Origin of the sequence: Allobosea lathyri (assembly GCF_900108245.1) — a bacterium.
Classification (GTDB): Bacteria; Pseudomonadota; Alphaproteobacteria; order Rhizobiales; family Beijerinckiaceae; genus Allobosea; species Allobosea lathyri.
The window spans coordinates 400,727-426,644 of record NZ_FNUY01000002.1; the positions used below are offsets into that span (position 1 = coordinate 400,727).

General features: G+C 65.6%; 25 protein-coding genes. 20 read left to right on the plus strand and 5 right to left on the minus strand.

Translation table 11 applies throughout. The features are described 5' to 3' along the window. The first annotated feature begins 268 nt into the window (after positions 1 to 268). The 19 genes from C4S73_RS06235 (at position 269) to rimO (ending at position 19,548) form a co-directional block, all read left to right on the plus strand. Positions 269 to 1,120, plus strand: a complete 852-nt coding sequence (locus C4S73_RS06235) for a VOC family protein (RefSeq protein WP_103871603.1) — start codon at positions 269 to 271, stop codon at positions 1,118 to 1,120. Positions 1,121 to 1,218: 98 nt separating this feature from the next. After that, positions 1,219 to 2,823, plus strand: coding sequence for an ABC transporter substrate-binding protein (locus C4S73_RS06240; protein WP_103871604.1), 1,605 nt, complete (start codon positions 1,219 to 1,221; stop codon positions 2,821 to 2,823). A 152-nt stretch (positions 2,824 to 2,975) separates the two neighbouring features. Continuing rightward, complete coding sequence (locus C4S73_RS06245) at positions 2,976 to 3,953, plus strand: ABC transporter permease (RefSeq protein WP_103871605.1); 978 nt, start codon at positions 2,976 to 2,978, stop codon at positions 3,951 to 3,953. Between the two features lie 202 nt (positions 3,954 to 4,155). After that, positions 4,156 to 4,986: an ABC transporter permease gene (locus C4S73_RS06250; protein ID WP_103871606.1), complete on the plus strand. Its 831-nt coding sequence runs from the start codon at positions 4,156 to 4,158 to the stop codon at positions 4,984 to 4,986. After that, entirely contained in the window at positions 4,983 to 6,605 is a 1,623-nt protein-coding gene (locus C4S73_RS06255) for an ABC transporter ATP-binding protein (protein ID WP_103871607.1), read from the plus strand. Before C4S73_RS06250 ends, C4S73_RS06255 begins: the two co-directional genes overlap by 4 nt. Positions 6,606 to 6,779: 174 nt before the next feature. Continuing rightward, entirely contained in the window at positions 6,780 to 7,754 is a 975-nt protein-coding gene (locus C4S73_RS06260; RefSeq protein ID WP_103871859.1) for a Gfo/Idh/MocA family protein, read from the plus strand. 200 nt (positions 7,755 to 7,954) lie between these two features. After that, complete coding sequence (locus tag C4S73_RS06265; protein WP_103871608.1) at positions 7,955 to 8,269, plus strand: 2Fe-2S iron-sulfur cluster-binding protein; 315 nt, start codon at positions 7,955 to 7,957, stop codon at positions 8,267 to 8,269. After that, on the plus strand, positions 8,269 to 8,625 hold the full coding sequence (locus C4S73_RS06270) for a DUF2849 domain-containing protein (protein WP_103871609.1): 357 nt from the start codon (positions 8,269 to 8,271) through the stop codon (positions 8,623 to 8,625). Before C4S73_RS06265 ends, C4S73_RS06270 begins: the two co-directional genes overlap by 1 nt. A 2-nt stretch (positions 8,626 to 8,627) precedes the next feature. Next, positions 8,628 to 10,298 carry a nitrite/sulfite reductase gene (locus C4S73_RS06275; RefSeq protein WP_103871610.1) on the plus strand — a complete coding sequence of 557 codons (1,671 nt, stop codon included), beginning with the start codon at positions 8,628 to 8,630 and terminating at the stop codon, positions 10,296 to 10,298. Continuing rightward, the gene (locus tag C4S73_RS06280; RefSeq protein WP_103871611.1) at positions 10,285 to 10,863 is read left to right on the plus strand and encodes a DUF934 domain-containing protein; all 579 of its coding nucleotides are present in this window, start codon (positions 10,285 to 10,287) and stop codon (positions 10,861 to 10,863) included. The genes C4S73_RS06275 and C4S73_RS06280 overlap by 14 nt, the downstream gene beginning before the upstream one ends. 76 nt (positions 10,864 to 10,939) lie before the next feature. After that, complete coding sequence (locus C4S73_RS28145) at positions 10,940 to 11,107, plus strand: hypothetical protein (RefSeq protein ID WP_160115681.1); 168 nt, start codon at positions 10,940 to 10,942, stop codon at positions 11,105 to 11,107. After that, complete coding sequence (gene cysG / locus C4S73_RS06290) at positions 11,104 to 12,564, plus strand: siroheme synthase CysG (protein WP_103871613.1); 1,461 nt, start codon at positions 11,104 to 11,106, stop codon at positions 12,562 to 12,564. Before C4S73_RS28145 ends, cysG begins: the two co-directional genes overlap by 4 nt. 242 nt (positions 12,565 to 12,806) lie before the next feature. Next, complete coding sequence (locus C4S73_RS06295) at positions 12,807 to 13,844, plus strand: sulfate ABC transporter substrate-binding protein (RefSeq protein ID WP_103871614.1); 1,038 nt, start codon at positions 12,807 to 12,809, stop codon at positions 13,842 to 13,844. Between the two features lie 4 nt (positions 13,845 to 13,848). Then, positions 13,849 to 14,697 carry a sulfate ABC transporter permease subunit CysT gene (gene cysT / locus C4S73_RS06300; RefSeq protein ID WP_103871615.1) on the plus strand — a complete coding sequence of 283 codons (849 nt, stop codon included), beginning with the start codon at positions 13,849 to 13,851 and terminating at the stop codon, positions 14,695 to 14,697. Continuing rightward, a complete protein-coding gene (gene cysW, locus C4S73_RS06305; RefSeq protein ID WP_103871616.1) occupies positions 14,690 to 15,583 on the plus strand; it encodes a sulfate ABC transporter permease subunit CysW in 894 nt (297 codons plus the stop codon). Before cysT ends, cysW begins: the two co-directional genes overlap by 8 nt. Before the next feature lie 23 nt (positions 15,584 to 15,606). Beyond that, positions 15,607 to 16,653: a sulfate/molybdate ABC transporter ATP-binding protein gene (locus C4S73_RS06310; protein ID WP_103871860.1), complete on the plus strand. Its 1,047-nt coding sequence runs from the start codon at positions 15,607 to 15,609 to the stop codon at positions 16,651 to 16,653. A gap of 171 nt (positions 16,654 to 16,824) precedes the next feature. Beyond that, a complete protein-coding gene (locus tag C4S73_RS06315) occupies positions 16,825 to 17,262 on the plus strand; it encodes an OsmC family protein (RefSeq protein ID WP_103871617.1) in 438 nt (145 codons plus the stop codon). Further along, a complete protein-coding gene (locus C4S73_RS06320) occupies positions 17,259 to 18,128 on the plus strand; it encodes a sulfurtransferase (RefSeq protein WP_103871618.1) in 870 nt (289 codons plus the stop codon). The genes C4S73_RS06315 and C4S73_RS06320 overlap by 4 nt, the downstream gene beginning before the upstream one ends. A 100-nt stretch (positions 18,129 to 18,228) precedes the next feature. Continuing rightward, the gene (gene rimO / locus C4S73_RS06325; protein ID WP_103871619.1) at positions 18,229 to 19,548 is read left to right on the plus strand and encodes a 30S ribosomal protein S12 methylthiotransferase RimO; all 1,320 of its coding nucleotides are present in this window, start codon (positions 18,229 to 18,231) and stop codon (positions 19,546 to 19,548) included. On the opposite strand, the gene C4S73_RS06330 is transcribed toward rimO, so the two are convergent. The 3 genes from C4S73_RS06330 to C4S73_RS06340 all read right to left on the minus strand — a co-directional run bounded on the left by C4S73_RS06330 (position 19,549) and on the right by C4S73_RS06340 (position 22,171). Further along, positions 19,549 to 19,911 (minus strand): hypothetical protein, encoded by a 363-nt coding sequence (locus C4S73_RS06330; protein ID WP_103871620.1) that lies wholly within the window; start codon positions 19,909 to 19,911, stop codon positions 19,549 to 19,551. 93 nt (positions 19,912 to 20,004) lie between these two features. Next, a complete protein-coding gene (locus C4S73_RS06335) occupies positions 20,005 to 21,066 on the minus strand; it encodes a hypothetical protein (protein ID WP_103871621.1) in 1,062 nt (353 codons plus the stop codon). Positions 21,067 to 21,196: 130 nt separating this feature from the next. After that, positions 21,197 to 22,171, minus strand: coding sequence for a quinone oxidoreductase family protein (locus C4S73_RS06340; protein ID WP_103871622.1), 975 nt, complete (start codon positions 22,169 to 22,171; stop codon positions 21,197 to 21,199). A gap of 183 nt (positions 22,172 to 22,354) precedes the next feature. On the opposite strand from C4S73_RS06340, the gene C4S73_RS06345 reads away from it, so the two are divergent. Further along, a complete protein-coding gene (locus C4S73_RS06345) occupies positions 22,355 to 23,530 on the plus strand; it encodes a UbiH/UbiF family hydroxylase (protein WP_103871623.1) in 1,176 nt (391 codons plus the stop codon). Between the two features lie 12 nt (positions 23,531 to 23,542). Here C4S73_RS06345 and C4S73_RS06350 read toward each other — a convergent pair whose 3' ends face one another. Together C4S73_RS06350 and C4S73_RS06355 are read right to left on the minus strand one after the other, a co-directional pair. Then, positions 23,543 to 24,676, minus strand: coding sequence for a CaiB/BaiF CoA transferase family protein (locus C4S73_RS06350; RefSeq protein ID WP_103871624.1), 1,134 nt, complete (start codon positions 24,674 to 24,676; stop codon positions 23,543 to 23,545). An 8-nt stretch (positions 24,677 to 24,684) separates the two neighbouring features. Then, positions 24,685 to 25,656: an AEC family transporter gene (locus tag C4S73_RS06355; protein WP_103871861.1), complete on the minus strand. Its 972-nt coding sequence runs from the start codon at positions 25,654 to 25,656 to the stop codon at positions 24,685 to 24,687. Between the last annotated feature and the right edge of the window lie 262 nt (positions 25,657 to 25,918).

Below are 25,918 nucleotides of genomic sequence, written 5' to 3' on the forward strand. Positions count from 1 at the left end.
TCCTTGCCGCCCGACGAAGCTAATCGCAAGCAGGCTTGTTTTCGTCGGATTGTGCAACGGGGAATTATGTTCTCTTTCTCGGTCATCGCTCGATAAGGATTCACTCTTTTTCTGTCATTTCGGCCCGGCCGTTGAAAGTTTTACCTGCGAGACGCTATGTGTGCAGCGCAGCAGGGCTTGCCGGAATCGCCATGGCGGATCGGTTGCGCGGAGCTGCCCGTTCGGATGAACTCAGGCCCAATTGGGTTCTGGCTAAAAGGGGGGCGCCATGTCGCTCAAGCATATTCTCGGCCTCGATCACGTCGTCGTCACGGTGCGCGATCTCGATGCCTCCGCCCGGCACTGGGAGCGGTTGGGCTTCACCGTCTCGCCGCGCGGAACGCATTCGCCGATCCTGGGCACTGGCAACTACACGATCATGTTCGGAGAGGATTACCTGGAATTGCTGGGTATTCTGACCGAAACCGAACAGAACAAGCCGACCCGCGATTATCTCGCCAAGCGCGAAGGTCTGGAGCGCGCGGCCTTCACCACCGATGACGCCGCCGCTGGTGCGGCCGAGTTGAAGAGCCGTGGCCTGGAGGCGCTCGGGCCGGTCCATTTCGGCCGTCCCGTCGATCTGCCCAATGGCAGCACCGGCGAGGCACGGTTCAATGTTTTCCGCTGGCCACTCGATCAGAACCCCGGTGGCCTGCGCATCTTCGCCTGCCAGCATCTGACGCGCGAGACAGTCTGGATCCCGGAGCTTCAGAGCCATGCCAATGGCGCGACCCGCATCGACAGGGTCGAGGTGCTGGCCGCCGACCCCAAGGCCGCAGCCGAACATCTGAGCCGGCTGATCGACGAGCCTGCGACGGCCGTCGGCGACGCCTGGAAGGTGCCGTCCGGCGGCAAGCGCGCGGATTTCCTGTTCTATGACGCGGCGAGCTTCGCCAAGCGCTATCCGGAAGCGGTGCGGGCTGGCGCGGCCGATGGCGGCGCGACCGCCATCGTGCTGGCGACCTCCGATCTCGACCGCGCCGCCAAGGCGCTGGGCGCCCTCGCCGTCACCCATGACAAAGCCGTCAGCGCACCGGCCAACGCCGGCAGCGGTGTCATCGTCAGCTTCGTATCCCAGTAAACCGGACCGTTTCCCGCCGTTGGCGGTCCGTCATTTGACGGGCCGCCAAGACGTCCGGCATCGTTGCCAATATCGAACGCCCGACCCAGGAGATTTCCATGGACATGACCCGCCGCGCCGCGCTGCTGACCAGCGCCGCCATCGCCTCCAGCGTCATGTTTCCCATGCGCTCCTTCGCCCAGACGACGCCGCGCAAGGGCGGCGTCTTCACGGTCCATTACGGCGCCGAGCAGCGCCAGCTGAACCCGAGCCTGCAGGCCTCGACCGGTGTCTACATCATCGGGGGCAAGATCCAGGAGCAGCTGGTCGACCTCGACGCCAAGGGCGACCCCGTCGGCGTGCTCGCCGAGAGCTGGGAAGCCACGCCCGATGGCAAGACCATCACCTTCAAGCTGCGGCCCGGCGTCACCTGGCATGACGGCAAGCCCTTCACCTCGGCGGACGTGCAGTTCACCGCCATGGAGATGTGGAAGAAGATCCTGAACTACGGCACGACGCTGCAGCTCTTCCTGACGGCAGTCGACACGCCCGACCCGCTGACCGCCGTGTTCCGCTATGAGCGGCCGATGCCGCTGCAGCTGCTGCTGCGGGCGCTGCCCGATCTGGGCTACATCTCGCCGCGCCATCTCTATGAGGGCAAGGGCGACATCCGCCAGAACCCGGTCAATCTCGCGCCTGTCGGCACCGGCCCGTTCAAGTTCGTCGCTTACGAGCGCGGTCAGCACGTCATCGCCGACCGCAACCCGAACTACTGGCGTCCGAACGCGCCCTATCTCGATCGCATCGTCTGGCGCGTCGTCACCGACCGTTCCGCTGCCGCCGCCCAGATGGAAGCGGGGCAGATCCATTACAGCCCGTTCTCCGGCCTGACGATCTCGGATTCGGCCCGCCTCGCCAAGGATCCGCGCTTCATCGTTTCCACCAAGGGCAATGAGGGCAACGCCCGCACCAACACGGTGGAGTTCAATTTCCGCCGCAAGGAGCTTGCCGACATCCGCGTGCGCCGCGCCATCGCGCATGCGCTGGACATCCCCTTCTTCATCGAGAACTTCCTCGGCGACTTCGCCAAGCGCGGCACCGGCCCCGTGCCCTCGGTCTCGACCGACTTCTACCCCGCCGATAACGGCCCGCAATATCCGTTCGACAAGGCTCTCGCCGCCAAGCTGCTCGACGAGGCCGGTTTCAAGGCCGGCGCGGGCGGCACGCGCTTCTCGCTGCGGCTGCTGCCGGCGCCCTGGGGCGAGGACATCACGCTTTTTGCCACCTTCATCCAGCAGTCGCTGGCCAATGTCGGCATCAAGGTCGAGATCGTGCGCACCGATGGCGGCGGCTTCCTGAAGCAGGTCTATAACGACTGGGATTTCGATCTCGCCACCGGCTGGCACCAGTATCGCAACGACCCTGCCGTTTCGACGACGGTGTGGTACCGCTCGGGCCAGCCCAAGGGCGCGCCCTGGACCAATCAGTGGGACTGGACCGACCCGACGATCGACAAGATCATCGACGATGCTGCGACCGAGGTGGATACTGGCAAGCGCAAGGCGCTCTATGGCGATTTCGTGCGGCGCGCCAATACGGAGATTCCGATCTGGACGCCGATCGAGCAGATCTTCCTGACGGCGATCACCGCCAAGGCGCGCAACCACTCCAATACGCCGCGCTGGGGCTCCAGCTCGTGGCATGATTTGTGGTTGGCCGAGTGATGCGTTTGCTTTTCTTCTCCTTCCCCCCGCTTGCGGTGGGGAAGGTCGGGATGGGGGGCCGGAAAGCCGGAGCGCCGTCCGTCGTCGTTGCATCAAGCGGAACTGCCCCCCACCCAACCCTCCCCACCGCAAGCGGGGGGAGGGCTTAGGCCATGCGCGTTCTAGCTCTCGCGGGGCGACGTCTGGCCGCTTCGATCCCGACCCTGTTCCTGATCCTGATCGGGGTGTTCCTCCTGCTGCAATTCGCGCCGGGCGACACTGTCGATGCGATGATGGCGCAGATGGGCGGCGGCGATGCCACCACCGCAAGGCAGCTGCGCGAATTCTATGGCCTGGACCTGTCGCTTGGCGCCCAGCTCGCCAACTATCTCTGGCGGCTGGTCAGGCTCGATCTTGGATTCTCGGCGATCTACGGCAAGCCGGTGGCGACCGTCATCGCCGAGCGGCTGCCGGCGACGCTGCTGCTGATGACGGCCGCTCTGTCGCTTGCCTTCTTCTTCGGGTTGATCCTGGGCGTCGTCGCGGCGCGCGGCGTCAATAAATGGCAGGACACGCTGATCTCGACGCTCGGCCTCGTCTTCTACGCGATGCCGACCTTCTGGTTCGGTCTGATGGCGATCATCGTCTTTGCGATCTATCTGCAATGGTTGCCGGCGGGCGGTTTCGAGGACATCACGGTCGGGCTCACCGGCCTGGCCCGCACGCTCGATATCATCCGGCACCTCGTGCTGCCGACGCTGACGCTGGGCCTGTTCTACATGGCCATCTACCTGCGCATCATGCGCGGCTCGATGCTGGAGGTGCTGAACCTCGATTTCGTCCGCACCGCCCGCGCCAAGGGCATGGACGAGACGCGGGTCGTGGTGCGCCATGTCCTGCGCAACGCCTTGCTGCCGATGGTGACGCTGATCGGCCTGCAGGCCGGCACAATGCTCGGCGGTTCCGTCGTCGTTGAGAGCGTGTTCTCGCTGCCGGGCCTAGGGCGCCTCGCCTATGAATCGGTCATCCAGCGCGATCTCAACACATTGCTGGGGATCGTCTTCGTCTCGGCGTTGCTGGTGATCGCGGTGAACTTCATCGTCGATCTGCTCTATGCCCGGCTCGACCCGCGCATCACGGCGGGACGCTGAGCCATGGCGTTCAAGGGAAACACGCCGTCATTCCGGGGCTTCGCGCAGCGAAGAGCCCGGACCCCAGAACCGCTACGGATTCAGGAAAGGGTGACGGACAGACGAGCTTCTGCGAAAAGGCGCATCGATTCTGGGTTCCGGGCTCAGGCCTGCGGCCTGCCCCGGAATGACGGCCTTCGCGCAGGCAACGGGGTCTAGAGCCATGTCCCTCCTGAAACTCTATTTCCGCAGTCCCTCGGCCATTATCGGCCTGTTGCTGCTGCTGCTCGTACTGGCGATGGCGGCAACGGCCGACTGGTTCTACCCGCGCGATCCGCTGGCGCTGGCGGGGCGGCCGCTGCTTTGGCCGTTCACCAATCCGCGCTTCCTGCTCGGCACCGATAATTCCGGCCGCGACATCGCCGCACAGATCTTTCACGGCGCCCGCATCTCGCTGCTGATCGGCGTGGTCGCGACGGTGATCTCGATCATGATCGGCATCACCATCGGCGCCTTCGCGGGCTATTATGGCGGCTGGGTCGACACCGCGCTGATGCGTGTCACCGAAGCGTTCCAGACGCTGCCGAACTTCATCCTGCTGCTGGTGCTGGTCGCGGTCTTCGGCTCGACCATCACCACGGTCACCGTCGCCATAGGCATCGTCTCCTGGCCGGCCTCGGCGCGGCTGACGCGCGCCGAGTTCCTGTCGCTGCGCAGCCGTGAGTTCGTCCAGGCGGGACGCACGCTCGGCCTCAAGGATGCGAAGCTGATCTTCGGCGAGATCCTGCCCAACGCCCTGCCCCCGGTCATCGTCTATGCGAGCGTCGTGATGGCAGTCGCGATCCTGCTCGAAAGCGCGCTCGCCTTCCTGAAGCTCTCGGACCCGAACGTCGCCTCCTGGGGCAATCTTATCGGCGCCGGCCGCGACGTGTTGCGCGTGCAATGGTATGTTTCGGCTATTCCCGGCGTCGCCATCCTGATCACAGTGCTTGCCGTCTCGCTGGTCGGCCAGGGGCTCAACGATGCCCTCAACCCAAGGCTGAAGGGCCGATGACACCGATCCTCGTCCTCGACACCGTCAGCGTAAAGCTGCCTGAAGGCGCCGACCGCTCGCACGCCATGAGCGATGTGACGCTCTCGGTCGCCGCCAATGAGATTCTCTGCGTCGTCGGCGAATCCGGTTCCGGCAAGTCGATGACCGCCAATGCGATCATGCGGCTGCTGCCGGGCGGCGTCGCGATCGATGGCGGGCGCATCCTGTTCGAGGGGCGCGACCTCGCCGGGGTCAGCGAAGCCGAGATGCGCAAGGTGCGCGGCGCCGGCATCGCGATGATCTTCCAGGAGCCGATGACGGCGCTGAACCCGCTGCGCACCATCGGCGACCAGATCGCCGAGATGTTCGAGATTCACACCGATCTGTCGAAGCGCGAGATCGCGACCCGCGTGCTTGCTCTGCTCGAAGAGGTCCGCATTCCCGATCCGGCGCTCGCGATCAAGGCCTATCCGCACGAACTCTCCGGCGGCCAGCGCCAGCGCGCCATGATCGCCATGGCGCTCGCGCTCGACCCCAGGGTTCTGATCGCCGACGAGCCGACGACGGCGCTCGATGTGACGACGCAGGCGCAGATTCTCGAACTCATCCGCGACCTGCAGAAGCGCAAGGGCACGGCGGTCCTGTTCATCACCCATGATTTCGGCGTGGTCGCCGAGATCGCCGACCGGGTCGCGGTGATGAGCCAGGGCCGCGTCGTCGAGCAGGGCGTCGCCAGTGCCGTGCTGGAAAACCCGCAGCATGCCTATACGCGCCAGTTGATCGCAGCCGTGCCGCCACTGAAGGCGCCGCCGCCACGCCCGCTCGGCACCGAGCCTATCCTGACCATCGACCATGTCTCGAAGACCTATCGCACCGGCGGCTTTCTGGGACGCGGGCAGCGCGTCACCCATGCGGTCAAGGATGTGTCGCTTGTCCTGCCCAAGGGCGGCACGCTCGGCATCGTCGGTGAGTCCGGCTCCGGCAAGTCGACGCTGGCGCGCTGCCTCGTGCGTCTGATCGACCCGGAAAGTGGCGAGATCCGGCTGAACGGTCGCGATCTGGCCTGCCTGACCCGGGAGGAAATGCGCGCGGAGACGCGTCATATCCAGATGGTGTTCCAGGACCCCTTCGCCTCGCTCAATCCGCGCCGCAAGGCCGGGGAACTGGTGGCACAGGGGCTGATCGTGCACGGCACTGCGCGCAGCGAGGCACTTGCACGCGCCAAGGAGCTGTTTGCGCTGGTTGGGCTCGATCCGGCGGCGACCGACCGCTACCCGCATGAATTCTCCGGCGGGCAGCGCCAGCGCATCGGCCTTGCCCGGGCGCTGGCGCTCGAGCCCGATGTGCTGGTAGCCGATGAACCGGTCTCGGCTCTCGACGTCTCCGTCCAGGCGCAGGTTTTGAAGCTGCTGGCCGAACTGCGCCAGCGCCTTGGCCTGTCGATCGTCTTCATCACCCATGATCTGCGCGTCGCCGCTCAGGTCTGCGACCTGGTCGCGGTGATGAAGAGCGGCGAGATGGTGGAAGCAGGCCCGATCGGAGAGGTTTTCGGCAATCCGCAGCACGCCTATACCCAGGCGCTTCTCGCCTCCATTCCCGGCCGCGATTTCGGCTTGAGGCGCCAGGCGGAAGTGGCGTGAGGCGCAGATAGCGGCGCGGGTCATTTCAGCTCGCGGCGCGCTGTTCATTGAAGCTCGCGGCGCGATTCATTGCAGCTCGCGGCGCGTGCTCCTGTTCTTGAAGCCAGCAGGCTAGCGGTCTACTGCTTCGCGGTCGTCTTCCTCTCCCCATAGACAATGAATGGTTTTGCCGTGATGCCGGACAGCAGGATATCGATCGGAATCATCGGGGCGGGAATCATGGGAGAGCGGCTTCTGCGCGCTATCCTCGAGCAAGCGCCCGACAGCCTGCGAGTCAGCGGCATCTGGGACCCGGCTCCGGCAGCCATGGACCGCATGGCTGCAACCTTCCCTGATATTCCGCGCCTGAACGACGCGGCCGCGATCATCGCGGCGAGCGACTGCGTCTACATCGCCTCCCCGCCCGCATCGCATCTCGACCACGCCCGCGCTGCCTTGGCGGCGGGCAAGACCTTCTTTGGCGAGAAGCCGCTAGCGGTCGACGTCGCTGATGCACGGGCCTTCGTCGCCGGCGCAGGCGACCAGGGCGCCGTCAATTTCCCCTTCGCATCCTCGCTTGCAGTCGCTTCCCTGAAGGACTGGATCGCGCAAGGCGAGATCGGCACCGTCTCGCGCGTCGCGATCGAAGTGGCCTTTGCGACATGGCCGCGTGGCTGGCAGGCCGACGCCGCGACCTGGCTGGACAAGCCGGCGCAGGGTGGCTTCACCCGCGAGGTCGTGTCGCATTTCCTGTTTCTCAGCTGCAGGCTTGTCGGCCCGCTGCATGGACTTGAGGCCAGCGTCGAATTCCCCGAGACCGACAAGGCCGAGCGGCGGATCGAGGCCCGTCTTTTCGCCGGCGACGTGCCCGTGGAGCTCAAGGGCAGCGTCGGCACCACCGTGAAGGACGACCACAACATCTGGATGCTGGAAGGCGACAAGGGCGCAATTCGGCTCTGTGACTGGTCGATCGCCGAGCGCCGCCTGGCCGACGGCACCTGGCAGCCGGCAGCCGGCGCGATGCCCAACGAACAGGCTCGCCCGATTTCTCTCAAGCGGCAGCTCGAAGGCGTCGTGCGCCTCGCCCGGGGCGAGCCTCACCATCTGGCGACGCTCAGCGAGGCCCTGAACGTCCAGGAGATCGTCGAAGCCATTCTCGCGAGCCGCTGACAACGTCGGGGCAGCTCCCGCGTCGCGCTTCCCGCAACAGCATGAGTTTTCCTTCCGGGAGCCCTCTGGCGGACCGTCAAAGACAAATCTCCTCTTTTCAGTCGGCAATAAGAAAAAACACGCTACCTGATGTGAATTGAACCGATCGCCGCGCTGGCTTAATTGAAACGTTCGGAAGAACGAACGTTGCGAGCGCTATCGTGGCCATCCTGAACGTCATCGACCGGCAAGGTCGCGCCCATGAACTCGAAGCCGTCGAAGGCTGGCGGGTCATGGAAATCCTGCGCGATTACAAGGTCGGCATCGAAGGCGTCTGCGGCGGTTCCTGCGATTGCGGAACCTGCCATGTCGTCGTCTCCAAGGACTGGGCGGCGCGTCTGCCCGAGCCGCGCGATGAAGAAGTCGATGCGCTGGACGAACTTCCGCTGATCGAACCGACATCGCGCCTGTCCTGCCAGATCATCTGGTCGGACGAGCTCGACGGGCTGACCCTCACTCTGGCGGAGGCTGCGTGATGGCTGTCGCTCCCAAACGCGTTCCGCTGCCCGCCATCCTGCTCGCCAACGACCTGCTCGACGGCGATGTCGTCTTCGCGTCGGAGCAATCACAGGGCGCGCTCGCCTGGACGCGCGATCCGGGCCTTGCCCTGGTGGCCAATGACGACACGGCGGCCGAGCAGCTGGAGGCTTTCGCCGTGACGGAATTCAAGGCGCAGCATGTGGTCGACGCCTATCTCGTCGATGTCTCCATCGAAAACGGTGTTGCCGTGCCGCGCCATTACCGTGAACGCATGAAGACGCTCGGACCGAGCAACCGCCCCGATCTCGGCAAACAGGCCGGCGACGGAATCCAGGCCGAGCGGAGAGGCTGACGATGTATCGCTATGATGAATTCGACGAGCGCTTCGTGCGCGAGCGCGTCGCTCAATTCTCGGACCAGGTCTCGCGACGTCTCGACGGTTCGTTGACCGAGGACGAGTTCAAGCCGCTCCGGCTGAAGAATGGCGTCTATCTGCAATTGCACGCCTATATGCTGCGCATCGCGGTGCCCTACGGCACCTTGAACGGCAGGCAGCTGCGCCAGCTCGCGCTGATCGGCGAGCGCTTCGACCGCGGCTACGGCCATTTCACCACGCGCCAGAACCTGCAGTTCAACTGGCCGAAGCTGCGCGATGTCCCGGAAATCCTCGGCCTGCTCGCCGATGTCGAGATGCACTGCATCCAGACCTCGGGAAACTGCATCCGCAACGTCACGGCCGATCATTTCGCCGGCGTGGCGCAGGACGAGATCGAGGATCCGCGCCCGACCGCCGAATTGATCCGGCAATGGTCGTCGCTGCACCCGGAATTCAGCTACCTGCCGCGCAAGTTCAAGATCGCGGTGACGGGAGCCGAGGCCGACCGCGCCGTCACGAAGGCACATGACATCGGCCTGCGTCTGCGCCGTCATCCCCATACTCATGAGGTCTGCTACGAGGTCAGCGTCGGCGGCGGTCTCGGCCGCACGCCGATGATCGGCAAGGTCGTGCGCGACTACCTGCCCAAGGCCGATCTGCTCGCCTTCCTCGAAGCGATCATGCGGGTCTACAATCTCGAAGGCCGTCGCGACAACAAGTACAAGGCGCGGGTCAAGATCCTCGTTCACGAGACCGGCACGGAGGAGTTCATCCGCCGCGTCGAAGAGGAATTCGCGCAGCTCGACGGCCCCTCGATCAATGCCGATCCAGAAGAGGTCGCGCGGATCGCCGCCTATTTCGCGCCGCCGACCTATGAGGCGCTGCCGGCCGTGAGCCGCACGCTGGACGCGATGAAGGCGGCCAATCCTGCCTTTGCGCGCTGGGTCGAGGTCAACACGACACCGCATAAGGCACCCGGCTACACGGCTCTGACGATCTCCCTGAAGCCCGTCGGCGAGGCGCCCGGCGACGCGACGTCGGAGCAGATGCGGATCGTCGCCGATCTCGCCGAGCAGTTTTCGCATGACGAGCTTCGCGTCACCCATGCGCAGAACCTCGTGCTGCCGCATGTGCGCCAGCGCGATCTCTTCACGATCTGGCAGAGGCTCGGCGAGGCCAAGCTGGCGAGCGCCAATATCGGGCTGATCACCGACATCATCTCCTGCCCCGGCCTGGACTACTGCGCTCTGGCGACGGCGCGCTCGATCCCGATCGCGCAGGCGATCCAGCATCGCTTCGCCAGTGACACGCGCCAGCGCGACATCGGCGAGCTCAACATCAAGATCTCCGGCTGCATCAATGCCTGCGGCCACCACCATGTCGGCCATATCGGTATTCTCGGGCTCGAGAAGCGCGGCATCGAATCCTACCAGATCACGCTTGGCGGCGACGCCTCGGAGAACGCCGCGATCGGCGAGATCCTGGGGCCGGGCCTTGCCGCCGAGGACGTGCCCGATGCCATCGAGCGGATCGTGAACGTCTATCTCGCCGAGCGGAATGAGGGCGAGAGCTTCCTCGCGAATGTCCGGCGGATCGGGCTTTCGCCTTTCAAGGCCGCCTTCCAGGAGGTCGTCCATGCCGCTGCTTGATCGGAACGGCGCCAAGGACGACATCTGGGCGCGCAGCGAGGGTGCGGCCATCGGCAATATTTCCGCGCCGATCGTTCCCTGGGACGCTCTCCCCGATGCGCTGAACCAAAGGGCGCCCGATCAGCCACTCGGCGTGCTGATTCCCAACAACATCTCCGTCGAGGCGTTGAAGGAGGTCCTCCCTCACCTCGCACTCGTCGCAATCTCGTTTCCGGCCTATTCGGATGGCCGTGGCTTCAGCCTCGCCCGGCAACTGCGCCGGCATGGCTTCACCGGAACGCTGCGCGCCAGCGGCCCGCTGATCGCCGACCAGTTCGCCTATGCGCTGTCCAGCGGCTTCGACGAAGTCGAACTGCCCGAGGCCAGCGCCGGGCGCCAGCCGGTCGCGCAATGGCTCCGGGCGCTCGAGCAGATCAGCCATACCTATCAGCGCGGCTATGGTGATGGCGGCAGCAATATTCTGGATCAGCGCCGCGCTGCCCGCGCTGCGGCGCAAGTTCATTCTCAAGCTCCTGCCCAAGTTCCTGCCCAAGTTCCTGCCCAACTCCAGGCCGAAGCGTCGTAACGCCATGGCGAACGCCGCATCAACGCAGACGGATGGCACGAGGCGGGCAACCGCTGATGACCTCGCGGAGGACAGCATGAACAGCGATGTCGAAAAACTGCTTCCGCCGGCCCGCCATGAGCGCTGGTTCGGTCTTTGCTTTCGCCTTATCATCCTGGCGCTTGCCGCCTTCTGGCTGTTTGCGCCGCCAGCCGGTGGTGCAGAGCCTCTGGCGACTGTGAAGGCTGCAGCGACGACACGATGACCGAAAGACACCCCGAAACGACCAGCGCCCGCCGCATCGAGCGACTGGCGACATTGCCGCTCTTCCACAATCTCGAAGGGCGCAGGGTCGTGCTCGCGGGCAACAGCGAGGCCGCGCTCTGGAAGGCCGAACTGCTGGCTGCGACCGGGGCCGATCTGCATATCTTCGCCCGCGACGACGCCCAAATGTTCTCCGGCCTTGCCGGCGATATTCCGGGCGGAAGCGTGAGTGTTCACGCGCGGGGCTGGCAGCCTGCCGATTTGTCCGACTCCGCCATCGCCGTCGGCGATATCGAGGACGAGGATGAGATTCGCGCCTTCGTCGCCGCGGCGCGTCAGGCGGGCGTGCCCATCAACATCGTCGACAAGCCCGATCATTGCGACTTCGCCTTCGGCGCGCTGGTCAACCGTTCTCCCCTCATCGTCGCGATCTCGACCGATGGCGCGGCACCGGTCTTCGGACAGGCGATCCGCACCAAGATCGAGGCCATGCTGCCCGCCGGGCTGAAGGCGTGGGCCCAGGCTGCAACGGATTGGCGGCCTGCGGTCCAGGCGCGCGACCTGCCCTTTTCCCTGCGCCGGGCTTTCTGGGAGCGCTTCGCCGGACGCGCCATGGCGGAGCCTGAACGTGCGCCTGACAGCGACGACAGGGCCGAGCTTTTCAAAGCACTCGACCGGCTCGAAAGCGCCCATGACGGCACCGGCCGCGTGACTCTGGTCGGCGCCGGCCCCGGTGATCCGGAATTGCTGACGCTGAAGGCGATCCGCGCGCTGCAAAGCGCCGACATCATCCTCTATGACGACCTCGTCTCGCCCGGTGTGCTCGAATTCGCCCGCCGCGAGGCCAAGCGCATGCTGGTCGGCAAGACCGGTTACGGCCCCTCGGTCAAGCAAAGCGACATCAATGCCCTGATCGTCTCGCTGGCGAGCCAGGGCAAACATGTCGTGCGTCTCAAGGGCGGCGATCCCGGCATCTTCGGCCGCGCCGGCGAGGAGATCGACGCCTGCGCAGCCGCCAATATTCCGGTTGCGATCGTGCCCGGAATATCAGCAGCACAAGGGGCTGCAGCGTCGCTTGGCTTGTCTTTGACCCATCGCGACCATGCACGCCGCCTGCAATTCGTCACCGGGCACGCCCGCAGCGGCGACCTGCCCGATGATCTCGACTGGCAGGCGATGGCCGATCCGCATGCGACGACCGTGATCTACATGGCACGCGCAACACTTGCAGGCTTCCGCGACCGCGCCGTGGCCGCGGGGCTCGACCCGCAGACGCCGGCCATCGCCGTGTTGGCGGCAACGCGGCCAGACGAGGCCAGGGTTGCCGCGACGATCGCGACGCTGCCGGAGCGGCTGGGCGAACTCCCCGCCTCGGGGCCAGTGCTCGTCATGGTCGGACATGCGCTGGGAAGCGCTCTTTCCGAGATCGCCTCGGTCCCTGACCAGCGGCGAGCCTGATTCCGGCCGAGTGTCGGCGACGCCTTTTGCGCGATCGGCGGGGAATTGCTATCACCGTCTCGTGGCCGGGGAACGCTTGATCAAGAGACGCGTTTTCTCCCGAGGCGCTGAAGTTTGGAACGGGCGTGCTACGGCATGCCGTTGAGACAAGGCCGAAAATTCAGTACGTTTCGTTTGTTATTCAGAACAGAGCTGGGGTTTCAGTGCTGATTCCCCCGGTTTGATCGCAACGGAGCCCTGAGATGACGCACCCGCTGTTTCGCCGCCTGCTTCGTGCCGGCCTCGTCCTCGGAGCCTTCTCGCTGTGCTTTGGCGTGGTCGCCGGCGCCCGCGCGCAGACCGAACTGTTGAACGTTTCTTATGATCCGACCCGCGAGCTCTATCGCGATATCAATGCCGCCTTCATCGCGGAATGGAACGCGAAGAACGCGAAGAAGATCACCACGATCCGGCAGTCGCATGGCGGCTCGGGCGCTCAGGCCCGCACCGTCATCGATGGGCTGAATGCGGATGTGCTGACGCTGGCACTGGCCGGAGACATCGATGCGGTCGCGGAGCGTTCGAAGAAGCTGCCGCTCGACTGGCAGAAGCGCCTCCCGAACAACTCCTCGCCCTATACCTCGACCATCGTGTTCCTCGTGCGCAAGGGCAATCCGAAGGCGATCAAGGACTGGGGCGATCTGGTGAAGCCCGGCGTCCAGATCATCACGCCCAACCCGAAGACCTCGGGCGGAGCCCGCTGGAACTACCTCGCCGCCTGGGCCTATGCCGAAAAGGCCTTCAACAAGGACGACGCCAAGATCCGCGACTATATCGGCAAGCTGCTCGCCAATGTCCCGGTGCTCGACACCGGCGCGCGCGGCGCGACGACCACCTTCACCCAGCGCGGCATCGGCGACGTGTTCCTGTCCTGGGAGAACGAGGCCTTCCTTGCGCTGAAGGAGTTCGGCGCCGACAAGTTCGACATCGTCGTTCCCAGCCTGTCGATCCTGGCCGAGCCGCCGGTTGCGGTCGTCGACGGCAATGTCGACGCCAAGGGCACCCGCGCCGAGGCGCAGGCTTATCTCGACTTCCTCTACACGCCGAAGGCGCAGGCCATCATCGCCAAGAACTTCTATCGCCCGCGGCACCCTGAGAATGCCGACCCGAAGGACATCGCCAACTTCCCCAAGGTCGAGCTCGTCACGATCGATGGCGCGTTTGGCGGCTGGGCCAAGGCGCAGCCGACCCATTTCGGCGATGGCGGCACCTTCGACCAACTCTACAAGCCGGCGCGCTAAGGCCATGGCAGCGACAGCGCCCTTCCGCTGGCGAGAACCGAGCGTGCTGCCCGGCTTCGGGCTGGCGCTCGGCCTGACCCTGACGGCGCTGTCGCTGGTCGTGCTGATCCCGCTCGCGGCGCTCTTCCTGAAGGCCGCCAGCGCCGGCCCGGCCGACATCTGGGCGATCATGACCTCGCCGCGCACATTGGCGGCGCTGCGGCTGTCCTTCCTCGGAGCGCTCTTTGCCGCATCGATCAACGCGATCTTCGGGCTGATCCTGGCCTGGGTGCTGGTGCGCTACGAATTCCCAGGCCGGCGCCTGATCGATGCGGCGGTCGACCTGCCCTTCGCCCTGCCCACGGCCGTCGCCGGCATCGCTTTGGCGGCAATCTACGCGCCCAATGGCTGGGTCGGCAGTCTCCTCGCGCCTTTCGACATCAGAATCGCCTACACGCCGCTTGGCGTCATGGTCGCGCTGATCTTCATCGGCCTTCCCTTCGTGGTGCGCACCGTCCAGCCCGTGCTGGAGGAACTGCAGGATGATGTCGAGGAGGCTGCCGCGCTGCTCGGCGCGAGCCGGTTGCGCACGATCTTCACGGTCATCCTGCCACCGGTACTGCCGGCGCTGCTGACGGGGTTCGTGCTCGCCTTCGCGCGCGCAGTCGGAGAGTACGGCTCGGTCATCTTCATTGCCGGCAATGTGCCGATGGTGTCCGAGATCGCGCCGCTGCTGATCGTGATCAAGCTGGAGCAGTTCGATTATGCGGGTGCCGCCGTCGTCGCGACGCTGATGCTGCTGATCTCGTTTGCGCTGATCCTGTCGGTCAACCTGATCCAGGCCCGCGCTCGGCGGAGGTTCGGCGATGTCTGACGCCGCGCTCCCGCTCAAGACCAACGACCTGGCCACCCGCCGCGACGATCGTCGCGTTCGCGGCGAGAGCGTCGCCGTGCAGATCCTCCTGATCGGCCTGTCGCTGGCCTTCCTGCTGCTGTTCCTGCTGCTGCCGCTGATCACCGTCTTCGTCGAGGCCGGCGCGCGCGGCTGGGAGGCCTACAAGGCAGCGATCTTCGAGCCCGATGCCGTGGCGGCCATCCGCCTGACGCTGCTCGTGGCGGCTGTCGCAGTGCCGTTCAATATCGTGGTCGGCATCGCCGCTGCCTGGGCCATCGCCAAATTCGAATTCCGGGGCAAGAACCTGCTGATCAGCCTGATCGACCTGCCCTTCTCGGTCTCGCCCGTGATTTCGGGCCTCGTCTTCGTGCTGCTCTTCGGTGCGCAGGGCTATTTCGGCGCCTGGCTGAAGGCGCATGACGTCCAGATCATCTTCGCCCTGCCCGGCCTGATCCTGGCGACGGTCTTCGTCACCTTCCCCTTCGTGGCCCGCGAGTTGATCCCGCATATGCAATCGCTCGGCTCGGCCGATGAGGAGGCCGCGCTGACTCTCGGCGCCTCGCCCTGGCGCACCTTCTTCTCGATCACGCTGCCCAATGTGAAATGGAGCCTGTTCTATGGCGTCCTGCTCTGCAACGCCCGCGCCATGGGCGAATTCGGCGCGGTCGCTGTCGTCTCCGGCAAGATCCGCGGCTTGACCAACACCATGCCGCTGCATGTCGAGATCCTGTACAATGAATATATGGGCGCCGCCGCCTTTGCCGTCGCCTCGTTGCTGGCGGGCCTCGCACTGGTCACGCTTGCGCTGAAAACCCTGCTGGAATGGCGTTTCGGCGACGCCATCGCCGCGAGCCGCCGCCACTGAACATCGATGAGGGGTTGCTGCCCATGACGGTCGCCGTCACGATTGAATCCATTGAGAAGCGCTTCGACGCATTCCCTGCATTGCGTGGCGTCTCGCTCGATATCCAGCCGGGTGAGCTCGTTGCGCTGCTAGGCCCGTCAGGCTCCGGTAAAACCACTCTGCTGCGGCTGATCGCCGGGCTGGAGCAGGCTGATCACGGTCGCGTGCTGTTTGGCGATACCGACATGCGCGACCTGTCGCTACGCGACCGGCGCATCGGCTTCGTCTTCCAGCAATACGCCTTGTTCAAGACCATGAACGTGGCGCAGAACATCGGCTTCGGCTTGAAGTCGCGGCCTCGCAACGAGCGGCCCGACAACGCCGAAATCCGCAAGCGCGTCGGCGAATTGCTCGAGCTCGTCCAGCTTCCCGGCCTTGAGAAGCGCTATCCGAGCCAGCTCTCGGGCGGCCAGCGCCAACGCGTCGCCCTGGCGCGCGCATTGGCGATCGAGCCGCGCGTGCTGCTGCTCGACGAGCCTTTCGGCGCGCTCGACGCTAAGGTTCGCAAGGACCTGCGGGCCTGGCTGCGCGATCTCCATGGCCGCACCGGGCATACCACCGTCTTCGTCACCCATGACCAGGAAGAGGCGCTGGAACTGGCCGACCGCGTCGCCATCCTGAATGACGGCCGGATCGAGCAGGTCGGCTCGGCCGATGATGTCTACGACCATCCGGCAACCCCCTTCGTCTGCGAGTTCCTGGGCGAGGTGAACAAGCTGCCGGTCAAGGTGGTGGGCAGCCAGGCCTTCTTCGGTGACAGGCCGGTGCTCGGCGGCCTTTCGCAGAACCAGGGCGGGCAGGCCGCGCTCTATGTCCGGCCGCAGCATCTGCGCATCGTCGACGATCTGCCAATGGCCTTGCCGGGGGTGGTCGAGCATCTGCGCCGGAATGGGCCGTTGCGGCGCGCGGAAGTCGCCGTACAGGGTCTGCCGAAGCGGCTCGATGTCGATCTGGCAAGCCAGGTCGCTCCCGCGATCGGCGAGCGCATCCGCCTGCGCATCACCCATGGCAGCCTGTTCGCGGCCGCCTGAATCTCCTGCACCGGACGTAATACGATATTCGTCCCGCTACTGCAGGTCTTTGATTTGGCATCGGCTTCTTCCGAATACCGCATTCCACTTTTCGGGCCGATGCCCTAGCCTCGCATCGGACGCAGAGAGCCCTTATCCCTATCGGCTTCGAGATTCGGACAGGAGGCGGGCATGAAAGCACGCGCGAGATGGGTCGAGGGCATGGCCTTCATGGGCGAGGCCGGTAGCGGCCATGCCGTGATGATGGACGGCGCACCTGAATATGGCGGCCGCAATATCGGCATCAGGCCGATGGAGATGCTGCTGATCGGCCTCGCCGGCTGCACCGGCTTCGATGTCGTGCAGATCCTGAAGAAGGGGCGCGAGAACGTCACCGGCTGCGATGTCGAGGTCGAGGCCGAACGTGCCACGGAAGACCCGAAGGTCTTCACGAAGATCCATCTCTCCTACAAGATCAGCGGACGCGGCCTTTCGCAGGCGAAGGCGGAACGGGCCGTGACGTTGTCGAAGGAAAAATACTGTTCGGCTTCGATCATGCTCGGAGCGACGGCTGAGATGAGCTACTCGCTCGACGTGATCGACGAGACACAGAAGGTAGCGGCGGAATGAGCGGAACCGAATTCGCAGGATTGATCACGCCCGAAGCGCTCAATGCGCAACTGGGCAGCAGCAACCTCGTCGTCATCGACATCCGCTCCCCCGTGGATGGCGGCGGCAAGGCTGCCTACGAAGCCGGGCATATCCCCGGCGCCGTGCACAGCGACTATGCCGCCGATGGCTGGCGGGCCAAGGTCGGCAATGCGCCGGGCATGCTGCCGCCGCTGGATCATCTGGCGGCGCTGGCAGGCCGGCTCGGCGTCAAGCCGCATGACAATGTCGTCATCGTCCCGGCCGGCGTCAGCGCCACCGATTTTGCCGCGGCCGCCCGCGTCTACTGGACGCTGAAGCTGATCGGCCATGGTCAACAGGCCATTCTCGATGGCGGCTTCAAGGCTTGGAGGGCCGACCCCAAGCGCCCGGTCGAGACCGGTCCCTCCACGCCCAAGAGCGCCGGCCCCTATCCGGTCGTCATGCAGCAGCGCCTGCGCAGCAATACCGATGCGACGCTGGTCGCTTCGCGCAGCAAGCTCGCCACCCTGGTCGATGCTCGCGCGGCGAGCTATTTCGAGGGTCGCGAAAAATCGGCGGAAGCGGCGCGTGCTGGCCATATCCCCGGTGCCGTCTCACGCGATTATACGGACGCCTTCGACCCGGCGAACGGCGCGCTGAAGCCCGTTGGCGACCTGCAAAAGCTGTTCGGCAACGTGCCGCAGGGACCGGCGATTTCCTACTGCAACACCGGTCACACGGCGGCGTTGAACTGGTTCGTTCTGTCCGAGGTTCTCGGGCGCGACGAGGTCGCGCTCTATGATGGCTCGATGACCGACTGGACCCAGGATCCGGAGCGACCGGTCGCGACCGCGGCGACGGCGTAGCAACCGCCGATTTGCAAAACAGGCTGAAACCGTTCAAAGGAGGCGGCGCGCGCCAGCCATGCCGCGCCGCCTCCTTTCAGAATTGTCGAAAAGTCAGCCGATGAACGCCGTCGCGCCGAAAATCTCCTTCGTATCCCTCGGCTGCCCGAAAGCCCTGGTCGATTCCGAACGGATCATCACCTCCCTGCGCTCGGAGGGCTATGAGCTCAGCAAGAGCCATGCGGGTGCCGATCTCGTCATCGTCAACACCTGCGGCTTCCTCGACAGCGCCAAGGCGGAATCGCTCGAGGCGATCGGCTCGGCTATGGCGGAGAACGGCAAGGTCATCGTCACCGGCTGCATGGGCGCCGAGCCCGAGCAGATCCGCGACGCCTTCCCGAATGTGCTCGCGATCACCGGCCCCCAGGCTTACGAAAGCGTCGTCTCGGCCGTGCATCAGGCGGTGCCCCCGCGGCACGACCCCTTCGTCGATCTGGTGCCGGACCATGGCATCAAGCTGACGCCGCGCCACTACGCTTACTTGAAGATTTCAGAGGGCTGCAACAATCGCTGCACCTTCTGCATCATCCCCAAACTGCGCGGCGATCTGGTCTCGCGGCCGATCGGCGACGTGCTGCGCGAGGCCGAGAAGCTGGTGAAGGCCGGCGTCAAGGAATTGCTGGTGATCTCGCAGGACACCAGCGCTTATGGGCTCGACATCAAATACGCCCCCTCGATGTGGCAGAACCGCGAGGTCCGCACGCGCTTCTTCGAGCTCGCGCGCGAGCTCGGGCAGATGGGGATCTGGGTGCGGATGCACTATGTCTACCCCTACCCGCATGTCGACGAGGTCATTCCGCTGATGCAGGAAGGGCTGATCCTGCCCTATCTCGACATCCCCTTCCAGCACGCATCTCCCAGCGTTCTCAAGGCTATGCGCCGACCGGCTCATCAGGACCGCACGCTGGACCGCATCCGGAAATGGCGCGATATCTGCCCCGATCTCGCGATCCGCTCGACCTTCATCGTCGGCTTCCCCGGCGAGACCGAAGAGGATGTGCAGTTCCTGCTCGACTGGCTCAAGGAAGCGAAGCTCGAACGCGTCGGCTGCTTCAAATACGAGCCGGTCAAGGGCGCGACCGCCAATGATCTCGGCCTTCCCCTGATCCCGGAGGACGAGAAAGAAGCGCGCTGGCACCGCTTCATGAAGGCGCAAGCCGAGATCAGCACGCGCATCGTCAAGAACCGCGTCGGCAAGCGCATCCAGGTCATCATCGACGAGGCCGGGCCGACCGTCGCCAAGGGGCGCTCCAAATGGGATGCGCCCGAGGTCGACGGCAATGTCTATGTCGCAAGCCGCAGGCCGCTACGGCCGGGCGACATCGTCAGCGTGAAGATCGAGCGCGCGGACGCCTATGATCTTCACGGCGTCGCCGTCTGATCAATTGAATTCGCAGACACGGCGGATGATGCGACCGCTGCGGTCGCGCGCGATCCAGTAGTCCCCACCGCCGCAGCTGTCGATCAACTGGACCGCGATGCGGGCCGGAGGGCGCTGCATCGGCGGTTCGTTGCAGGCATGGGTGAGGCAGTTGGAGCCGGCGCGCCGCGGTTCGACGGCGCGCGACAGGCGAGCCCGTTCATGATCCTGAAGCCGCAGGGCGATGATGGAGTTGTCGCCACCTCCGCCCGCTGCTCCGCCCTGACCACCTCCGCCTCCGCCTCCGCCCTGTTGGGCCAGCGCAACGGTCGAGACTGTGAGCGAAGCCAGAAGCAGTCCGGCGATGCGAAGCTTGTTTTTCATGACCCGTCTCCCAAAAGAGCATCAGCAGGCGCTGACATCGATTGGTCGCACCGCCATGACTTTGGGTTCACGGGATCGCGAAAAAATCCGCGCTCAGGCCATCTGGGCGCGGCGCGGAGCGATCCGCCGTCCTAGCCACGCGCCAAAGCGCTGCGCCAGCATGGCCAATGCCAGCGCATAGCCGATGAGGGCAAACAGCCAGCTGACGGCGCTAAGGCTCAGCGCCCCCAGCACCAGCGCGCCTCGGCCCAGCACCTTCAGGATCGCACGCGTGCTCACGCCCTTTGCGGCGCCGAGCCTTGCGGCCTTGCCGATATCGCCGGCCTCATCGGCAAGGCTCAGAACCTGCCGGAGACCGCGCTGGCCGGTGCGGGCATAGACTGCGCCGGCATCCTGGCCGATCGCGGCCAGGCGCGTCATTGCGGCCGGCTTGACGATCCCGCCTGCTGCGAGACGCGTGGCAGCAAAGTCGAATTTGGCGGCGGCTGCGAGGCTGGCATTCAATGCCGGACGATCGATCGCACCCGCCGCGACGCGGGCGACGTTTGCGGTCAAGGCCGGGGAGAGCACCTTGGCCTTGCTGGCTGCCTTGACGGCGCTGAGCCCGTTGCGAGCCGGCAAGGCGCCACCGAAACTGGCCCAGGTCGCGGCGCTGATGGCGAGGCCGGCGGCGGCTATCGCGAGAACGGTCTGGTCTGCCGTCTCGCCGCCCAGCCACTTCCGGCCCTCGACCGCAAGATCGCGCAGATCGCCGAAGCCGGTGATGTCTCCGACCAACGCTCCCGTGAAGGCGGCGCCGCTGTCGCGGTCGCCGGCAACGAAGCCATGGCCGAAATCCTCGACGGCACGGAGAGCGGCGCCGTCATTCAGCGCCTGCAGCCGCTGCCGCTGGGCGGGCGTGACGGCCAGACCGCGCTCGGCGGCCAGAGCCATGAAACTTTCCGCGAGCTCGGGATCTCGCGCAGCAATGGCGCTATCGACCTCTGATTCGAGGCGCGTAGCCGTGAAGGCGTCGTCCAGCCGCAACTGCGACAGCGCGACCGGGTCATTTGCGGCCGCGATCAGCTGCCAATGCCGCCATGCCGGGGGAACGACCAGCGTCCCGGCGCCCGCCAATGCGAGCGCGAGCCCGACGGTCAGCGAAATCCTCTTCATGCCGACTGGACGCTCCGGAGCCAGAACCTCGCCCAATCACAACCGGGCAAGGTCTGTCCTTAAGCGATGATTTTGGCAGGATTAGCGCGGGCAGGATTGGCGCGGGTATGAAAAACCCTCGCTACCCGCGTCAGGGAATCAGCACGGTCGAGCCGGTGGTGCCGCGCCCTTCCAGCGCGCGATGGGCATTGGCCGCATCCGCCAGGGCGAAGGTGGCGTTGACGGGCACCTTGACCTTGCCCGAGGCGACCGTGTCGAACAGGTTTTTGGCCATCTCGACCATGGTCGCGCGGCTGGCGATATGGGTGAACAGCGTCGGCCGGGTGACATAGAGCGAGCCCTTGGGCCCGAGCAGGCCGAGATTGAAGGGCTCGACCGGGCCCGACGCATTGCCGAAGCTCGCCAGCACGCCGAAGGGCCTCAGACAATCGAGCGAGGGCAGGAAGGTGTCCTTGCCGACGCCGTCATAGACGACGCCGCAGAGCTTTCCGCCCGTGAGCTCCTTCACGCGAGCCGGGAAATTCTCCTCGCGATAGAGGATGGTGTGATCGGCGCCGTGTGCCCTGGCGAGGTCCGCCTTCTCCTGCGAGCCCACCGTGCCGATCACGGTGGCGCCGAGGGCCTTGCCCCATTGGCACAGGATCAGGCCGGTACCTCCGGCTGCCGCATGAACGAGGATCGTGTCGCCCGATTTCACCTTATAGGTCCGGTGGAGCAGATATTCGGCCGTGAGCCCCTTCAGCATCATGCTGGCTGCCGCCTCGAAGGATACGGCGTCGGGCAGGGCCACGACCGAGGCAGCCGCGACGACACGCTCCTGCGCATAGGAGCCGAGCGTCGCGACATAGGCGACGCGGTCGCCGGGCTTGAACTCGGTGACATTGGGGCCGACGGCCAGGACTTCGCCTGCGCCTTCGTTTCCGGGCACGAAAGGCATTTGCGGCACCGGATACAGCCCGGAACGGAAATAGGTATCGATGAAGTTCAGGCCGATGGCGCGGTTTTTCACCAGCAATTCGCCCGGCCCCGGCGCGGGCAGCGTGATGTCCTCGAATTGCAGGACCTCGGGGCCGCCGATCTTGTGAATGCGAATGGCTTTGACCATGAATCGAACTCCCAGAAATGAAGGCAGGACCATAAGGACTTGTCCGCGCATGGCGCAACGGCGCGCCTGCAACGGGGATCGGCGCCCAGCGCCGAGGTCACCACTGTGACATCGCCACAGATCCCTTGAGCTGCGACGCGCCGGCCGATGGTCAAGCGGCTCGTCTTCGGATAGCCAGACGGCATGAGCCGCAAACACGACAATCAGGTCGATATCGCGATCGTCGGAACCGGAGCCGTCGGCCTCGCCGCCGCGCTGGCGTTGAGCGGCGACGGCAGGCGCGTTGCCGTGCTCGGCCCCCTGGCCGCCCCACGCGATGGACGCACGGTCGCCTTGCTCGATGGTTCCTGGCGGGTACTGGCCGAGCTTGGCCTGATGGAGGCTCTCTCCGACAAGGCCGCACCGCTCGCCGTCATGCGCCTCGTCGACGATACCGGCAGCCTGTTTCGCCAGCCGCCGGTCGAATTCCGCGCCTCCGAGGTTGGACTCACCGCCTTCGGCTGGAATGTGGGGAATGCCGAGCTGACCGAGGCGCTTGCAGCGAAGGCGCAAGCGAGCGACAGGCTCAGCCTGATTCCGGGCCTGGTCTCCAGCATCGAAAGCGATGCCGCGGGCGTTACATTGGGCGGCGATGGCTTTGCGCCCTTGCACGCCCGTCTCGTCGTCGGCGCGGACGGGCGGCAATCGCGGGTCCGCACTGCCGCCGGCATTGCGGCGCGTGACTGGCGTTATCCGCAGGTGGCGCTGACGGCAATCCTCAGCCATCGCCGCGATCACAATGAGACCTCGACAGAGTTCCACACGCGCACCGGCCCTTGCACGCTCGTCCCCCTGCCCGGCCGCCGCTCCTCTCTGGTCTGGCTGCTCGATCCCGAGGAAGCCGACCGCGTTGCAGCGCTCGATGATGCCGCCTTCGCCCGCCGTGTCGAGGCCCAGACCCATTCGCTGCTCGGCGCGATGAATGTGGTCGGCCCGCGCGGTCGCGTGCCGATGGGCGGGCTCTCGGTCGAAAGCTTCGGCGCGAACCGCATGGCGCTGATCGGCGAAGCCGCGCATGTCTTTCCGCCGATCGGCGCGCAGGGGCTCAATCTCGGGCTTCGCGATGTAGCGGCCTTGCGAGACGCAGTCGGCGATGCCTCCGATCCCGGCGCTGATAGCGTGATCGCAGCCTATGACCGCTCCCGACAGACCGATGTGCGCCTGCGCACGGGGGCTGTCGATGCGCTGAACCGCACGCTGCTCACGGATATGATGCCGGCCGATCTGCTGCGCGGCGCGGGGCTTCTGGCGTTGTCGCGGATCGGCCCCTTGCGCCGGCTGGTGATGCGGCAGGGATTGGCCGGCGGGACGTCCCGGTAAATCATCCGCCGGTCAGCTGCGGACCTTGGCTCCGCCGAGCAGGCTTTCCGTATCCTCGCCGCTGGCTGCGACCTTGCGGAGGGCTTGCGCCTTCTCGCGGAAAACCGGCGCGAGCGGCAGCGGCGTCGAGACCAGACGGCGGCCGCCCGGTTCCTGCGCTTGCATGTCGAGTTGACCGCGCAGGGTGAGATGCGGGTCGGCCAGCGCCTCCTCCAGCGTTCTCACCACCGTGCAGCAGCAATCGCAGGGCTCGAGATAGTCGCGCCAATGCGCGGCGGGCTCCGAGGCGATAATGGCTGCGATGCCGGCACGTGTCGCCTCCGGATCGTGACGATCGTCCCGCAATGTCGGATCGAGCGCGATCGCCTCGCAAAACGCAGCCCAGAACTTGGGCTCCAGAGCTCCGACGGCAAGGAACCAGCCATCGGCCGTGGCATAGAGGCCGTAGCGGGGGCTGGCGCCGGTCAGCAGCCCCTCGGCGCCATCGGGGAAGCTTCCCGTCACTTGTCCTTGCGCCAGCCCGTACCAGGCGAAAGTCGGCATGGCGTCGGCCATGGCGATGTCGAGATGGCAGCCCCTGCCTGCGCGCTCACGCTGGCGCAGCGCCAGCAGGATATTGAGCACGGCCGGCATCGTGCCACCCGCGATATCGGCGACGAGCGGCGGCGGCAGCGGCGGCGGCGCAGCGCGCTTGAGGGATTGGCCGAGCAGCCCGCCGATCGCCTGATAATTGATGTCGTGCCCCGCCTCCTGCGCGCGTGGCCCGGACTGGCCATAGCCGCTGATAGAGCAATAGATCAGGCGCGGGTTGATCCGCGCCAACGCCGCGAAGCCGAAGCCGAGCCGCTCCATCACGCCGGGCCGGAACTGCTCGATCAGGATATCGGCCTTTGCGATCAGTGGCGTAAGGCGCGCGAGCGCATCTTCAGCCTTCAGGTCGATCTCGACGCTCGCCTTGCCGCGATTGAGCGCGGCGAAGGGGGCCGATGTCTCGCCGAAACGCGGCGGAAAACCGCGCATGTCCTCCCCGCCGGGCCTTTCGACCTTGATCACCCGCGCGCCGGCTTCGGCCAGGAACAGGCTCGCCAGCGGTCCAGGCAGCAAGGTCGAGAAATCCAGAACCAGCAGATCGTCCAGCGGCAGCATGAGCTCTCTCAGGGGAACAGGTCGGCCACCATCCTGCCTGTCTTCACCAGCCACAGGAAGCCCGTCAGCGTGCCCATCGAGACGATCGTGCCGACGAGGATGCAGGCCGAGGCGCGCTCGATGCCGACGCGGTACTGTGTCGAGATGACGAAGATGTTCAGCGCCGGCGGCAGCGCCGCCATGATCACGGCGGCGAAAATCCAGTTGTCGGGCACGCCGCCGACGATCGAGAGGAAGACCCAGACCAGCAGCGGATGCAGCAGCAGCTTGATCGCCACGAGCGCCGGCACCTCGCCCGGCATCGCTTTCATCGGACGAAGCGCCACCGTGACGCCAAGCAGGAACAGCGCGCAGGGAGCGGCGGCCTGGGATAGCCACAGCGTCATCTTGTCGATCGCGGTCGGCAGTTCGAGCCGCGTATAGCTTGCGAACACGCCGGCCATGGTCGCGAGGTTGAACGGATGCGTGAGCACGCCCCAGACGACCTCGCGCGCGGTGGCGAAGATGCTCTTCTTCTCGACGCCGGCCAGCGCCATCAACAGGGGGACCAGCGAGAACAGCAGGACGCTGTCGAAGACGAAGATCAGCACGACAGGCGCGCTCGCCGCCGGCCCGAGCGCCGCCAGGATCAGCGGCGGGCCCATATAGCCGATGTTGGAATAGGAGCCGGCGACGCCCTGCATCACCGATTGGGGCATGTCGCCCTTCGTGTACCTCATCCCCACCGCGAAGGAGAGGCAGAAGGCGCAGAATGTCGCCAGCGTCGTGCCCGCGATAAATCCCCAATTGGCGAGTTCGCTGAGTGGCTTATCGGCGATCAGCCGGTAGAACAGCGGCGGCAGTGCCACATAGATCAGGAAGAACTGCAGCCAGGAGAGCCCGCTTTCCGGCAGCTTCTTGTAACGCCCGATGGCGAAGCCGAGCAGGATCAAGCCGAAGAACGGCGCGACGAGATTGAAGATGCTGGCAAGGTCGGCCATCGGCGGATCTACCTGGAGCGGGGCCATCGGCCGCGCTTGGCCGGATCGGATTGCAATCTGAGCCATCTAGCCTCTCTGCGTCGCGAGGCAAGGCCGTTGGCGCCATGGCGTCCATCTCGCAATGCCGAACAAAGGACTTGATACCTAGGAATTTTAGCCCCTCATGCGATCAGGTAATTAATCCTAGGTATGATCTCCTTTTTGCTAGCTATCTACTGCCAAAAGGCAATGGACGCCGCTGCAATGCTCCGGCACATTCGTT

Excerpts from the sequence above, each read along its gene's own strand:
- C4S73_RS06260 (WP_103871859.1), top strand. The coding sequence starts at position 6,780 with ATGCCGGACAGCAGGATATCGATCGGAATCATCGGGGCGGGAATCATG.
- C4S73_RS06280 (WP_103871611.1), top strand. The coding sequence starts at position 10,285 with ATGCCGCTGCTTGATCGGAACGGCGCCAAGGACGACATCTGGGCGCGC.
- C4S73_RS06245 (WP_103871605.1), top strand. The coding sequence starts at position 2,976 with ATGCGCGTTCTAGCTCTCGCGGGGCGACGTCTGGCCGCTTCGATCCCG.
- C4S73_RS28145 (WP_160115681.1), top strand. The coding sequence starts at position 10,940 with ATGAACAGCGATGTCGAAAAACTGCTTCCGCCGGCCCGCCATGAGCGC.
- cysG (WP_103871613.1), top strand. The coding sequence starts at position 11,104 with ATGACCGAAAGACACCCCGAAACGACCAGCGCCCGCCGCATCGAGCGA.
- C4S73_RS06250 (WP_103871606.1), top strand. The coding sequence starts at position 4,156 with ATGTCCCTCCTGAAACTCTATTTCCGCAGTCCCTCGGCCATTATCGGC.
- C4S73_RS06310 (WP_103871860.1), top strand. The coding sequence starts at position 15,607 with ATGACGGTCGCCGTCACGATTGAATCCATTGAGAAGCGCTTCGACGCA.
- C4S73_RS06335 (WP_103871621.1), bottom strand. The coding sequence starts at position 21,066 with ATGAAGAGGATTTCGCTGACCGTCGGGCTCGCGCTCGCATTGGCGGGC.
- C4S73_RS06235 (WP_103871603.1), top strand. The coding sequence starts at position 269 with ATGTCGCTCAAGCATATTCTCGGCCTCGATCACGTCGTCGTCACGGTG.
- C4S73_RS06350 (WP_103871624.1), bottom strand. The coding sequence starts at position 24,676 with ATGCTGCCGCTGGACGATCTGCTGGTTCTGGATTTCTCGACCTTGCTG.
- C4S73_RS06345 (WP_103871623.1), top strand. The coding sequence starts at position 22,355 with ATGAGCCGCAAACACGACAATCAGGTCGATATCGCGATCGTCGGAACC.
- C4S73_RS06330 (WP_103871620.1), bottom strand. The coding sequence starts at position 19,911 with ATGAAAAACAAGCTTCGCATCGCCGGACTGCTTCTGGCTTCGCTCACA.
- C4S73_RS06270 (WP_103871609.1), top strand. The coding sequence starts at position 8,269 with ATGGCTGTCGCTCCCAAACGCGTTCCGCTGCCCGCCATCCTGCTCGCC.
- C4S73_RS06255 (WP_103871607.1), top strand. The coding sequence starts at position 4,983 with ATGACACCGATCCTCGTCCTCGACACCGTCAGCGTAAAGCTGCCTGAA.
- C4S73_RS06240 (WP_103871604.1), top strand. The coding sequence starts at position 1,219 with ATGGACATGACCCGCCGCGCCGCGCTGCTGACCAGCGCCGCCATCGCC.
- rimO (WP_103871619.1), top strand. The coding sequence starts at position 18,229 with ATGAACGCCGTCGCGCCGAAAATCTCCTTCGTATCCCTCGGCTGCCCG.
- cysW (WP_103871616.1), top strand. The coding sequence starts at position 14,690 with ATGTCTGACGCCGCGCTCCCGCTCAAGACCAACGACCTGGCCACCCGC.
- cysT (WP_103871615.1), top strand. The coding sequence starts at position 13,849 with ATGGCAGCGACAGCGCCCTTCCGCTGGCGAGAACCGAGCGTGCTGCCC.
- C4S73_RS06320 (WP_103871618.1), top strand. The coding sequence starts at position 17,259 with ATGAGCGGAACCGAATTCGCAGGATTGATCACGCCCGAAGCGCTCAAT.
- C4S73_RS06295 (WP_103871614.1), top strand. The coding sequence starts at position 12,807 with ATGACGCACCCGCTGTTTCGCCGCCTGCTTCGTGCCGGCCTCGTCCTC.
- C4S73_RS06315 (WP_103871617.1), top strand. The coding sequence starts at position 16,825 with ATGAAAGCACGCGCGAGATGGGTCGAGGGCATGGCCTTCATGGGCGAG.
- C4S73_RS06355 (WP_103871861.1), bottom strand. The coding sequence starts at position 25,656 with ATGGCCGACCTTGCCAGCATCTTCAATCTCGTCGCGCCGTTCTTCGGC.
- C4S73_RS06275 (WP_103871610.1), top strand. The coding sequence starts at position 8,628 with ATGTATCGCTATGATGAATTCGACGAGCGCTTCGTGCGCGAGCGCGTC.
- C4S73_RS06340 (WP_103871622.1), bottom strand. The coding sequence starts at position 22,171 with ATGGTCAAAGCCATTCGCATTCACAAGATCGGCGGCCCCGAGGTCCTG.